Source organism: Candidatus Babeliales bacterium (genome assembly GCA_035288105.1).
GTDB lineage: Bacteria > Babelota > Babeliae > Babelales > Vermiphilaceae > SOIL31.
Genome location: DATEAY010000048.1, coordinates 1 through 11,848 on the forward strand (window position 1 = coordinate 1; position 11,848 = coordinate 11,848).

The following is an 11,848-nucleotide window of genomic DNA, read 5'->3' on the forward strand; positions in this document are numbered from 1 at the left end:
ATGATGGAGATATTCTTGAGCAAACATAGCTTGAGGATAATTGATGGCAGAGTCTAGAAGCTTATGATCTCGTATTCCATGAAGGCCTCCATATGTATTTATTTGGTGACTATGAATGGCTATAATTTCCTCTAGTTCAAGAAAGATGAACACCATTTTTCCTAATTTTTTGCTAGTTTTCTAAAAAGGGCATCGTATTTCTCAACTAGTTCTTCGTATACTTTTTGCTTTTTGGGATCTTTGCTAATGATGGACGTCTTATCTTGATTTTTGATAGGTTCAATAATGATATTATTACCATCTGTTTTTATATTGATATGAGTATGCTCATCCATACCAAGTAGATCAAGAATGGGCTTATCGATTAAGATTGCAAGGCTGTTCCCATGTTTTGATAATTTTTTGATCATAATAAATCCATTTTTATGAATAACCCACTTATAAATACCTATAATCAGTATGAACAATGTCCATACAGGAGTCAATATATTGTTATAGCTTTTATATTTGTTTCGAGAATTCTTCTGTAAAAATGGTATAATGAATAGGTCTCGTAATGGAGGCTTATTTAATTCAACAGTATTTAGGGGTCCTCGATGATTAAGAAAAAAGATAAAGAAACAAAAGGCGAATTAATTTTTGGGATTCACCCAATAGTAGAGCTTCTTAAAGCAAAAAGACGTAAGCTTATCTCTCTCTATACTACCAAACCAACACCACAGGCATTTGAAGAGATTCAAAAATTGTGGCCAAAGTACCCTGTACCTATTCAATATGTTGCTCGTGAAGTGCTTGATCGCATGGTTGGAACTACTGATCACCAGGGTGTTGTTGCATGGACAACAGCGTTTCCATTCCGTAAGGTCTTTTTTGATTCTAAAAAACACAAGTTTCTAGTGATGATTGACGGTGTTCAAGATCCGCGTAATTTGGGAGCTATTTTACGATCAGCTTATTGTACTGGGGTTGACGGAGCCATTATCATCAAACGCGGTGGAGCTCAGTTGACGGGGATTGCTATTAAATCTTCAGCAGGTTTGAGCGAACATCTTGAAATTTATGCAGCTCAATCAGCTGCTGCGGCAATTATAGAGTTAAAAAATGCAGGATACACGGTGTACCTCGCAACGTTTGATGGTCAAAATGCTGCTACCTGTGATTACAAAAAACCGCTATGCGCAGTCATCGGTGGTGAAGGAACTGGTATTTCAAAATCAATCTTGTCATCAGGCATTCATGTAACATTACCTCAAAAAGCAAGTGATATTTCTTATAATGCTTCTGTTGCTGCTGGTATTTTGCTTTTCTTAATTTCAACACGTCAAGGTACCCTTAAACCTTAGTTTTATCCGATTTATAATTTCATAAATACCTTTTTACAGGGGCCCCCAACGTAACGATAGTGAAGTTGGGGTTTATAATTATTGACTATTTCACCTCCAAAAGAGTAATAAAGAAGCAATGGGGTTCAGTTTCTCTTTATCCGGATTCCCATGTGAAGAGAATTTTGTCCCAATTTTGCTATCGCTTCATTGGGGTCCCCATACGAAGTAATAACGGAGGATGGGGTAAAAATATGGGGTATACGTGAAATGAAAAAAGTTTTATTGATTTCTGCCATTTTATTATTGACATTTGTTGGGCTGAGACGGAATTCAGCCCCTTTTATTTCCGTTAAAGAATATCGATGTATTCAAACAGGACTCCTTTCTGACGATTACTTTTCTTCTATTTCCACTGCGGTTGGTGAGTTACTGGGCAGTAATTGTTCTGCACATGTAGTGATTGATAACTTAAAAAAACAATTTCCTGCTGTAAGCAAAGTAGTTGTATCGTATCGCCCTGTAGCTGTGCATGTAATGGTTTATGCTCATAAACCTGTTTGTTCTATTAATAATTCGCTTGTTCTTACAACTGGTGATGAGCTTTTTGCAAAAAATGTCTTTTCTGAAAGAGTTCTTGTTGCTATTCCAGACATTGCAGTTGCGCAAGAAAGTATGACAAAAATCCCACTTCTTTTATCGTCTCTGTTGCATGCATTACCTTCCAATTTTAATGAAACATATGATCTTGAATTGATTAATGAACATTGTGTTCGTTTGATTGATAAGCAGGAGCGACATTTTACGATTGTTTCATCTATTGCTCAAAAAACAACGCCACAGTTATTAGCTCAATGTGAATTAGTAAAAAAAAACATTGGTGAACGGAAAGATTTTGGTAAGGGGATAACGTGGATAGCAGATACACGTTTTGCAGATTATATTGTTGCTTATAAGGCATAAAGGGGGGAATGATTATGGCACGACTTATTAAAGACTCTATCATTACATCGATTGATATTGGTACAACAAAAATTTGTGTTCTTGTTGCGCGTAGAATGGGAGATCAGATTGAAATTATCGGAATAGGAAAATCTCCATCGCACGGATTACAAAAAGGTGTTGTTGTTGATATCGCAAAAACTATTAACTCAATCAGCAGAGCAGTAAAAGAAGCAGAAATGATGGCAGGATTACCAATAGACTCGGCGTACATTGGTATTTCTGGTGCTCACGTTAGTTCGGTAAATTCAAGTGGCGTAGTGCCAATTAAGCATGGTCAAATTAGACAATCTGATGTTGATACCGTTTTAGAAGCGGCCAAAGCAATAGCAATTCCTGAAGGTCGTCAGATTTTACATGTTTTACCGCAGTATTTTGTTATTAATGGGTGCGACCAAGTACAAGATCCAATTGGTATGCATGGGGTTCGTCTTGAAGTTCAAGCGCATATTATTATGGGATCAGTCTCCTCAGTACAAAATTTACTAAATTGTTGTCAAAGTGCTGGTGTAAACGTTAATGATATTATATTAGAACAACTTGCATCAGCCGATGCGGTCTTGAGTGAAGACGAGCGAGAATTAGGGGTTGGAGTCATTGATATTGGTGGTGGAACATCAGATGTAGCGTTTTACAAAAACTCTGCTGTAAGACATACCATGGTTCTTCCAGTAGCAGGTAATCATGTAACCAATGATATAGCAATTGGGTTACGGATTATGAAAAACGAAGCAGAAAGAATAAAAAAACGTTACGGTTTTGCAATTAGTAGTCTTGTTGAAATTGAAGAACTGGTTGAAGTTGAAATGATGCAAGGAGAAGATTTGCAAGTTGTGCGACTTTCAGACCTTGTTCTTATTATCGAATCGCGCATGAGAGAATTGTTTAGCTTAGTGAACAATGAAGTACATAAATATCAGTTGCAACAGTTTATGACGAATGGGATTGTGTTGACTGGTGGTGGATCATTGTTAACAGGAGCGCGAGAATTAGCAGAAGAGATTTTTGATTGTCCTGTGCGCATTGGAAAGCCACGTGTGTTATTTGATTTAGTGGAAACATTACAAAGTCCTTTATATGCAACCGGATATGGCTTATTGGTGCATGTTCTGCAACAAGAAAGAAAAATAAAAATGCATCTAAGTGAAGAACCATTGACGCGACGTGTTCTTGAACGAATGAAATCATGGGTATCGGATTTTTTTTAAAGTGTTAACGGAATTGGGCTTAAAAAAAAGGAGAAAATGATGATAGAGTTTGAACAAGAAGCATTGCAACGTCAGAAGTCAATGGTGTCAATTAAAGTTATTGGTGTTGGTGGCGCTGGCGGTAATGCGGTCAATAGTATTATAGAATCAGGATGTCAGGGAATTGGTTTTGTTGTCGCAAACACTGATGCACAGGCATTGGAATTTTCAAAAGCACAACACAAAATTCAAATCGGTGTTAAGTCAACAAAAGGGTTAGGGGCTGGGGCAAATCCAGAAATGGGAAAACGTGCTGCAGAGGAAGACTTGGATAAGGTGATGGACGCTATTAGCGGGGCGGACATTGTTTTTATTGTTGGTGGTATGGGTGGTGGAACGGGTTCGGGCGGATTACCAGTAATTGCACGTGCATTGCGTGATAAAGGTATTTTGGTAATAGCAATTGTAACACGTCCATTTTTATTTGAAGGTAAACGTCGTGCAGCGGTTGCAAGTGCGGCAATAGAAAGACTTAAGCAAGATGTAGATACGCTTATTGTAATTCCTAATCAGAAACTGCTTGAAGTAGTTGATCAACAAGTATCTATGATTGATGCATTTGCGATGATAAACGAAGGTGTTTTGAGTCAATCAGTACGCGGACTATCCGATATTATCACACGACCAGGACACATTAATGTTGATTACGCTGATATTCGTACAATCATGAAAGATCGTGGTCTTGCAGTAATGGGTACAGGCAAAGCATCAGGCAAAGGAAGAGCACGTCAAGCAGCATTGCAAGCAATATCATCACCATTACTAGAAAATATGAGTGTTGTTGGTGCTCATGGAGTATTGTGCAATATTACTGGCGGCAAAGGTCTTGGATTGCACGAAATTAGTGAAGCTGCTTCAGTGGTGTACGAACAAGCGCATGAGGATGCCAATATTATTATCGGTTCAGTAATTGATGATAGTTTACACGATGAAGTTATTGTCACGATTATAGCAACTGATTTTGAACGCTCTGCAGTTGTGGAAGAAGAAGTGATTGTTGCACCGATCATTCAAAAAGAAGAAGTTGTGATTGTTGCTGCGCCGGTGCAAGAAGTTGAACGAATTGCAGAACCACTTCCTTTAATGACAGAAATGGAATCAGCAGAAGAACTAGTGTTTGAGGCAGAAGAACCGCATAAACAGCAGAGTGATTTCTTCGAGAAAACCAATACATTTAGTTGCGCAGTAGATTCTAAAGATTTGGATATTCCAACATTTATGCGGCAGAAAAACGAATAGTTGTCCATAATAATTGGTTATAAAAGAGGCTTTTACCGGCCTCTTTTTTTGTGCCCAATGCGGTTTTTTTCTATTTGTCACGTCGAAATTGCCCCCTTTTTACAGGCAAGCTGATTAGTGTTATGGTTATAGAGAATAAGTCGTCGTGTACTATGTATGTAACATGAAGGGAATTATGATGAAAAAAAGAAACAAAATGGCATTGATGCTACCACTGATGGCATCATTGTGTGTTGGAAATGTGCATGCCAAAGGCAATCACGATGGCTTTATAGCAGGGGCTTGTGCTATAGGAGCTGCACTGATTGGTACAGCGGGCGTTGTGGCTTTTGCTGATTGGTGTTGTTCAGAAACAGACGACCAGCTTATTGCACGGGTAGATCGTGAATATCGTTCTATCGATCTGCAATATACAGGAACGATGAGCTATTTTAGCAATCTTGCTCATGTGCGTCCTTTATCAAAGAATATCTATCAGATACGTGATATCCAAGAATCAGCTCTTTATGAATTTGCTACACATGTGTGGAACAAAAACATTTCTCAATCTGACTATCGCTCAGGTGTTTGGTCTGCAAAACATACACTACAATCTGGTGTTCAAGATTTACGTAAACGTATTCATTCTCTTGAAAACAAAAACAAGTATGAAAATCAGAGAATACTTTCTATAATGCGTAACTTACTCAGTTCTACAGAAAGTTTATTATTGGAAATTACATTGTTTGCTGAATGTCTTGAATTCCATCAAGGTTATTTTACGTTGTACGATTCTGTAGGCACTATTCGTAATAAATATATTCAAGAGGTAACTATTCTTGAATATGGACACTATACGGCTGCAAGTGAAATTAAACGCTATATACTCAGTTGCGATAGTGGCCAATATGCATTCAAGAATTTTGTTAAAAATATTGAACGTAATATTTCTACGCTACAATCTAATGTAAATGCTCTTGGTTCTGATTCTGTAAACTATGATAACTGTGGTCATATGATGGATTATCTTCTTGTAGACAATGCTGCAGGCCGTTATAAAGCAGGAAGAAAATATGCTAATCATTTGATTAATCAGCTTACTGATATAAAGCAGGTTGTTGTAACTGATCCTCGCTATCAGCAAGAATTATATCAGTGGGAACAAGCACGCTTGGAACGTCAGCGCATGGACGCATTCGAAGCTCAGGCGCGTCTTGAACGTGATAGAATGCGTATATTACAACAACAAAATAGAATTCTTGAAGAACAAAATCGCATAGCACGTCAAAATATGTATGCACAGTGTGTGAACTATCCTGAAGTGCGAGTTGATGTTACTTTTGAATTATAAAATATAGATCGTTATTATAAAAAAGCAGAACCAGGAAAGATTTCTTGGTTCTGCTTTTTTTGTGATACTATTTTGCAAAAGCATTCTTCTTTGTTAGGTTATGTGCAATATAATTTTTATATGCATAATATGTGTAAGGAAGAAGTATGAGTAGCAGTGGCAGAATAGTTGTGGGAATCTTTTCTTTGGTTGCCGTGCATACGGTATTTTCTATGGATCAATCACCGGTACCGGTGGATATTATTCATCGGAGGTCAAGTGGTGAATCTATAGTCCTATTGGGTTCTTCCGGGCATCATTCTCCTACTTTGAGTCAATCTCCACAACAATCGGGTTGGGGGGAGTATGTAACTGCGGCATTTAACGGAATTTGTGATCGTGCAGCAAATGGTCTAAAATCAGCGACAGATACGGTGACTAATAAGGTATCTGATGAGGCTGCTTTTAAGAAGTTGGGATGGCCACCTTCAGATACTACTGCAGAAGCCGAATTAAACACTTGTCTTGCTAACTATGCAACGTTTAAAACTCTCACATTAAATTTTGAATGTTTTCAACAAGAATATGTGGAGCTTGAAGCATTTATTAATCGTAGAAGAGACTATCTGAGACGGGCAATCATAGCATTTCCTACTCTTGACAAAGGTATTGACGGTACTGAAGGTACTGGGTTTGCAACTCATTGTTTAAAGCATCATATTTGTATTATGCATAGTTTTGAAGAAGGAAGAATTCGTGCTTTTTTAGGGAAGAAGCAACGGGCATCTAAGAATGTAGATCAGATGATTAGTCAAGCTCTTGAAAGAGATTTCAGTGAAAGTAAAGCAGAGCAAGATAGGTAACACCTTTTTCCATTTTGGTACAGCACAAGAAACTGTCGAAGATATTCAGCGTAATCTGCAACTGCAATCACTTATCATTCTTGATCAAACACACGGAGTTAATGGGCATGTGATAACAGAAAACAACTGTCACATGCCGTTTAAATCTTTAGAAGGTGATTTTTTAGTAACAAATCAGCGCAACATTGGTATTGCTGTATTAACAGCAGATTGTTTGCCCATTATTTTTATTGATAAAAAAAACAATGCTGTTGGTATCGCGCATGCAGGTTGGCATGGTTCAGTGAATAATATTATCGGTGCAACGTTGGATTGTATGCACAAAAATTATGGTACAACAGTATTTGATGTAGCTGTTTTTTTGGGGCCTTGTGCGCATGTTTGTTGTTACAAAGTTGGAGAAGATTTTCTGCAACATATAAAACCCTTCGCATTTAGTGGTGATGCGATTGTGTATCGCGATAATAATCTGTTTTTTGATTTACCTCATTTTAATAAGCACATTTTACTTTCTGTTGGGTTACCACAAAATTCTATACATGATGAGTATAGTAAGTGCACTATCTGCAATGAAGAGTATTTTTCTTATCGTAGACAGGCAGATCTTGCTGGCAGGCAGGTGAGTGTTGTTAGTATTAAGTAAAAAGGGGAATTAATGAAAACAACTCATCCCACCGCTCTTGTTATTCTTGATGGTTTTGGTTATTCACCAGAAAAAAAATATAACGCAATTGCACATGCACACATGCCGCATTTTAATCAGTGGTGGAACACATATCCACATGCAATTTTAGCCGCTTGCGGGCCTGCTGTAGGATTACCAGTTGCGATGATTGGTAACTCAGAAGTTGGTCATCTTACTATTGGTGCTGGTCGAATAATCGACCAACCTATGAAAATATGGTTAGGTAGCATAGCAGATGGTACATTTGCATCCAACAAAGTTCTTACTGAACAGTTTGAAAAATTAAAAAGCGTTGGTGGTGCGTTGCATATTCTTGGTTTGTTGTCTGATGCTGGTGTGCATGCTCATGAACAACAAATATATGCGGTAATTGAAGTAGCAATACGAGCGGGAATAAAAAAAATAGTAATACATCCATTTTTAGATGGGCGCGATGTGTCGCCGCAATCTGCTCATGATTATTTGCAGCGACTTTCGCAATTGATAAAACATTTTAATCACGGTCAGGTAATCATAGGATCATTACATGGTCGTTTTTATGCGATGGACCGTGATAACAATTGGGATCGTATAGAAAAAAGTTATCGCGTATTAACAGAAAAACAACACGGTCCATATGATTCATGGGAAAAAGTTCTTGAGCGTAATTATGCACATACTATTACCGATGAATTTATTCCACCAACACAGCTTACAGCTGAAGGCTACATTCATAATGGAGATGGTATATTGTTTTGTAATGTACGACCAGACCGCGCGCGTGAATTAACAAGTAGTTTTCTAAGTCCAACTTCCGTTTCTCTCCAGTCGGGCACCCAGTACGAAACAGAGTGGGATATTGGATCAAAACTTGTTCCTTTTATTGTTAAACCTCTTAATCTTACTTTTTTCATTACACCAGTTGTGTATGATGTGAATCTTGCAACTACTGTGTTGTTTCCTCGAAAATCGGTGCGCAGCACGCTTAAAGATGTTTTAGCCGAACATGGTAAAACTATTTTTTCTATTACAGAAACGGAAAAGTATGCGCATGTTACGTATTTTTTTAGAGGAGAAAATGAGGATCCTGTTGCAACAGAAACACGCACAATGATCCATTCAATTAGAGCGCACGATTATAGTGCTCAACCAGAAATGAGTGCCAACGAAATAACTCACAGTGTAGTTGTATCGTTACATGAAGACCCAAAGGATTTTTATCTTATTAATTATGCCAATGCTGATATGGTAGGACATTCTGGAAGTTTTGGTGCAACAATCAAAGCAGTAGAATGCCTTGATAAACAACTTGGTGTACTGTATGAGCAAATTATCGAAAAGATGGATGGAACATTATATATCACTGCCGATCATGGTAAAGCTGAAGACATGTTTGACGAAGTAACAAAGCAACCCCGCACGGGGCATACGAATAATCCTGTACCATTTATTATGATAAACCCTCTTTCGCATAAAGCTTCAGAGGGCTTACGCAATGCTTCGAAAGGGATGTCTGATTTGCAATTGCCGTTAACAGGATTATCTGATGTTGCACCGTTTATTTTGAAGAATATGGGGATTGAGGTACCCGTTGAAATGCAAAAAAAGTAAGATAAGATTTAATGCCCAACTTGGCGTTGGGGATTAGTCTTATGATTTACCTGTAATAATTAAGAGGGTGCCCCTTCGATACTTTTTTGCAAAGCAAAAACACTCAGGGCGAGCGGAATAAGAAACTAAATTTTAATTGAAGTGAGTCACGTTATTATTGGGGCCAAAATTCAAAGTAAAGATATCCATTTTCATCAAACATCTCTTGAAAACCAAGTTCTCTATAAATTTTTTGTGCAGGTAGATTAGAAACACGTGTCCACAATGCAATGTGATCGGCGCCCATCTTGAATAATTCTTGCATAGCACGCAGTGCTAAAATTCTGCCATATCCGCGGCCTCTAAATGCATGATCTACCGCAAGAAAAAGTAATCGGCCTTGTGTAGGTGTTTCCATGTAATATGCGGTAAATCCAGCAAGTTTATCACTTTCACGCAATACTTTAATGTGCAATGATCCAAAATGTACAGGATTGGTATCATACGTACGATGCTTAATCATAAAAGCAGGAGAAGATTCAGGGCTTGCAAGAAGCCAGTACCAATTCTGGTTGAAGATATCCATTATTGCGTTGGTGTCGCGCGTAGCATTAAAATCGTAAATATTATCTTGTGGAATAGCATGACGATAGTAATTGTATATTCCAATGCCCAATCCGCCGCATGCAGCGAGTGTGATGCTGAGAAATAAAATAATTTTTTTTGTGCGAGATGTAAGCATAGATGGTCCTTATCTATTTTTTATAAATAATTTTATACAGCATCAATCCTTGAGCTGGTGCATTGGGTAATGTGTGAGCAGGATTGCATGCATCCATAACTTTTTGTAATAATGGTAATGCAGAATTTCCTTTTGATGCAACAGATAAACTTGCACCAACAATACGCCGAATCATATGGCGTAAAAATTTTTGTCCCTTAATCGTGATGCGATACGCTTTATAGCGTGGTAAATATTCTAAACTAATTGCATCGATAGTACGAATAGTATTTTCACGCGTATCTTCACTACTTCTGAATGAGGAAAAATCGTGTGTTCCAACAAAAAATTGCAGCGCAGTTTTTAGTACATCAAAATCTATTTTATACGGATAAAAATAACCATAACGTTGGATAAATGGCAATGGTCGTTCGGTAAAAAAGTGATAGTGATAAATCTTTTGATCAACATTACAAAATGGGTTGAATGAATCATCTACCAATTCTAACGAGCGAATCATAATATCAGTAGGCAATGCATTGTTCCATGCCCATTTTAATCTGTCTGCAGGGATAGCAAGATCCGTTTTTATGCGTGCAATTTGTCCAAGAGCATGAACGCCTGCATCGGTGCGAGATGCGCCAAGTACGCGCATTTCATGCTTAAACACGTTTGCAAATGCTTGGTTAAGGGCGCCAGCAACAGATGGCTTGTGGTTTTGTGTTTGCCAGCCAGAATAATCAGAACCGTCATAAGCTACGGTTAATTTGTATGTCTTCATAATTTTAGAATAGCATAAAAATGAGAATTATTAAAAAAAAGCCCTGGATTTCCAGGGCTTTTTAAATTGCTTGTTTAGTATCAATAACGATAAGTTGTTGTTGTGTATGGCCACGTTGAGCTCGTTGTTTGTACACGAACAACAGAATTACTTGAATAGGTAACTTTGACTCCTGGCTTAACATGGTAATATCGAGGTCTTGGATTTTTCATTTCTTCAATCACTGCCCATACAAAAAGGGCACCAGAACCAGTACATATAATGCCAGCGCATACATCATTAACAAAGCGATGTGTGGCACGTTTTCTGTTTTCACTTTTTTGCTGTGCTATCATTTCAGATAATAATGTGAGCTTTGATTTTTCAGTTAAATTATAATTTGTTATTACATCTATAATTGCCCGATGACATTCTGATCCACTTATAACCTGTTCATCAAGCCATTGAGCAACTTTTTGTGCTTGTGTGCTATTTTGAGTTCGTAGATCTTGCGCAAAGCTTAAAATCTGCGATTTCTCATTTTTGAGTGTATGTTCATCAGCAAAAAACGCACCAGCACTTAACTGCACGCCGAGGGCTAATACGATAGCGATTGATAGTTTTTTTGAAATAGTCATAATAGGACCTCTGTTTATTACTTAACTTCTTTATCATTACTAATATTACCAAATGTAATAAAATTGATCAAATGGGCTTCGGATAGCTGCTTCTGGTGCCATAGAAGACTGTTTTTAAACACAAAAAAAGGGTGACTCTTGCGAATCACCCATCAGTTTATCTTACCCTTTTGGTTATCTACATCCAGCCAGAAGCGCTTAGGATCTAGCGAAAATTAATAGCTTTGCATAATCTCCACGATCAGCAAGTTGTAATGATTCAATGTATTGTTTGCGTATAGGAGTAGCCTTGGTTAAGTCTTGATGCATTCCCCAAGTAAATCTACTACCACCTTTTATGGTTATTTTACTTCAAAAATGAACTGTTTGCGCCACCATTTTGTATAAATACAAGCATATAATTGTAGGCTGTCAGCCGGTCTATCTTATTCAGGTTTATTATAGCCTGTCGTACTTGAAAATGGAGAAGAATTCAATACTTAAAATACTGGCA

General features: G+C 37.7%; 12 protein-coding genes. 8 read left to right on the forward strand and 4 right to left on the reverse strand.

All coding sequences use genetic code 11. The features are described from left to right. Positions 1 to 161: 161 nt before the first annotated feature. A complete protein-coding gene (locus VJJ26_02480; GenBank protein HLC07033.1) occupies positions 162 to 410 on the reverse strand; it encodes a hypothetical protein in 249 nt (82 codons plus the stop codon). 186 nt (positions 411 to 596) lie between these two features. On the opposite strand from VJJ26_02480, the gene VJJ26_02485 reads away from it, so the two are divergent. The 8 genes from VJJ26_02485 to gpmI all read left to right on the forward strand — a co-directional run bounded on the left by VJJ26_02485 (position 597) and on the right by gpmI (position 9,257). Further along, positions 597 to 1,343 carry an RNA methyltransferase gene (locus VJJ26_02485; protein HLC07034.1) on the forward strand — a complete coding sequence of 249 codons (747 nt, stop codon included), beginning with the start codon at positions 597 to 599 and terminating at the stop codon, positions 1,341 to 1,343. 249 nt (positions 1,344 to 1,592) lie between these two features. Beyond that, positions 1,593 to 2,285, forward strand: coding sequence for a hypothetical protein (locus VJJ26_02490; protein HLC07035.1), 693 nt, complete (start codon positions 1,593 to 1,595; stop codon positions 2,283 to 2,285). A gap of 14 nt (positions 2,286 to 2,299) precedes the next feature. Beyond that, positions 2,300 to 3,532: a cell division protein FtsA gene (gene ftsA / locus VJJ26_02495; protein ID HLC07036.1), complete on the forward strand. Its 1,233-nt coding sequence runs from the start codon at positions 2,300 to 2,302 to the stop codon at positions 3,530 to 3,532. A 36-nt stretch (positions 3,533 to 3,568) separates the two neighbouring features. Further along, positions 3,569 to 4,810, forward strand: a complete 1,242-nt coding sequence (gene ftsZ, locus VJJ26_02500; protein HLC07037.1) for a cell division protein FtsZ — start codon at positions 3,569 to 3,571, stop codon at positions 4,808 to 4,810. A 175-nt stretch (positions 4,811 to 4,985) separates the two neighbouring features. Then, positions 4,986 to 6,140, forward strand: coding sequence for a hypothetical protein (locus VJJ26_02505; protein HLC07038.1), 1,155 nt, complete (start codon positions 4,986 to 4,988; stop codon positions 6,138 to 6,140). Positions 6,141 to 6,286: 146 nt separating this feature from the next. Next, complete coding sequence (locus VJJ26_02510; protein HLC07039.1) at positions 6,287 to 6,982, forward strand: hypothetical protein; 696 nt, start codon at positions 6,287 to 6,289, stop codon at positions 6,980 to 6,982. Next, entirely contained in the window at positions 6,954 to 7,625 is a 672-nt protein-coding gene (gene pgeF / locus VJJ26_02515) for a peptidoglycan editing factor PgeF (GenBank protein ID HLC07040.1), read from the forward strand. The genes VJJ26_02510 and pgeF overlap by 29 nt, the downstream gene beginning before the upstream one ends. A gap of 12 nt (positions 7,626 to 7,637) precedes the next feature. Beyond that, on the forward strand, positions 7,638 to 9,257 hold the full coding sequence (gene gpmI, locus VJJ26_02520; protein ID HLC07041.1) for a 2,3-bisphosphoglycerate-independent phosphoglycerate mutase: 1,620 nt from the start codon (positions 7,638 to 7,640) through the stop codon (positions 9,255 to 9,257). A gap of 154 nt (positions 9,258 to 9,411) precedes the next feature. Here gpmI and VJJ26_02525 read toward each other — a convergent pair whose 3' ends face one another. The 3 genes from VJJ26_02525 to VJJ26_02535 form a co-directional block, all read right to left on the reverse strand. Continuing rightward, complete coding sequence (locus tag VJJ26_02525) at positions 9,412 to 9,978, reverse strand: GNAT family N-acetyltransferase (GenBank protein ID HLC07042.1); 567 nt, start codon at positions 9,976 to 9,978, stop codon at positions 9,412 to 9,414. 13 nt (positions 9,979 to 9,991) lie between these two features. Further along, positions 9,992 to 10,738, reverse strand: a complete 747-nt coding sequence (truA, locus tag VJJ26_02530) for a tRNA pseudouridine(38-40) synthase TruA (GenBank protein ID HLC07043.1) — start codon at positions 10,736 to 10,738, stop codon at positions 9,992 to 9,994. 80 nt (positions 10,739 to 10,818) lie between these two features. Further along, positions 10,819 to 11,355, reverse strand: a complete 537-nt coding sequence (locus VJJ26_02535; protein HLC07044.1) for a hypothetical protein — start codon at positions 11,353 to 11,355, stop codon at positions 10,819 to 10,821. Positions 11,356 to 11,848: the final 493 nt, after the last annotated feature.

Bases quoted from the DNA above. Each gene is read 5' to 3' on its own strand.
- VJJ26_02480 (HLC07033.1), bottom strand. From the start codon at position 410: ATGATCAAAAAATTATCAAAACATGGGAACAGCCTTGCAATCTTAATC.
- VJJ26_02485 (HLC07034.1), top strand. From the start codon at position 597: ATGATTAAGAAAAAAGATAAAGAAACAAAAGGCGAATTAATTTTTGGG.
- VJJ26_02490 (HLC07035.1), top strand. From the start codon at position 1,593: ATGAAAAAAGTTTTATTGATTTCTGCCATTTTATTATTGACATTTGTT.
- ftsA (HLC07036.1), top strand. From the start codon at position 2,300: ATGGCACGACTTATTAAAGACTCTATCATTACATCGATTGATATTGGT.
- ftsZ (HLC07037.1), top strand. From the start codon at position 3,569: ATGATGATAGAGTTTGAACAAGAAGCATTGCAACGTCAGAAGTCAATG.
- VJJ26_02505 (HLC07038.1), top strand. From the start codon at position 4,986: ATGATGAAAAAAAGAAACAAAATGGCATTGATGCTACCACTGATGGCA.
- VJJ26_02510 (HLC07039.1), top strand. From the start codon at position 6,287: ATGAGTAGCAGTGGCAGAATAGTTGTGGGAATCTTTTCTTTGGTTGCC.
- gpmI (HLC07041.1), top strand. From the start codon at position 7,638: ATGAAAACAACTCATCCCACCGCTCTTGTTATTCTTGATGGTTTTGGT.
- VJJ26_02525 (HLC07042.1), bottom strand. From the start codon at position 9,978: ATGCTTACATCTCGCACAAAAAAAATTATTTTATTTCTCAGCATCACA.
- truA (HLC07043.1), bottom strand. From the start codon at position 10,738: ATGAAGACATACAAATTAACCGTAGCTTATGACGGTTCTGATTATTCT.
- VJJ26_02535 (HLC07044.1), bottom strand. From the start codon at position 11,355: ATGACTATTTCAAAAAAACTATCAATCGCTATCGTATTAGCCCTCGGC.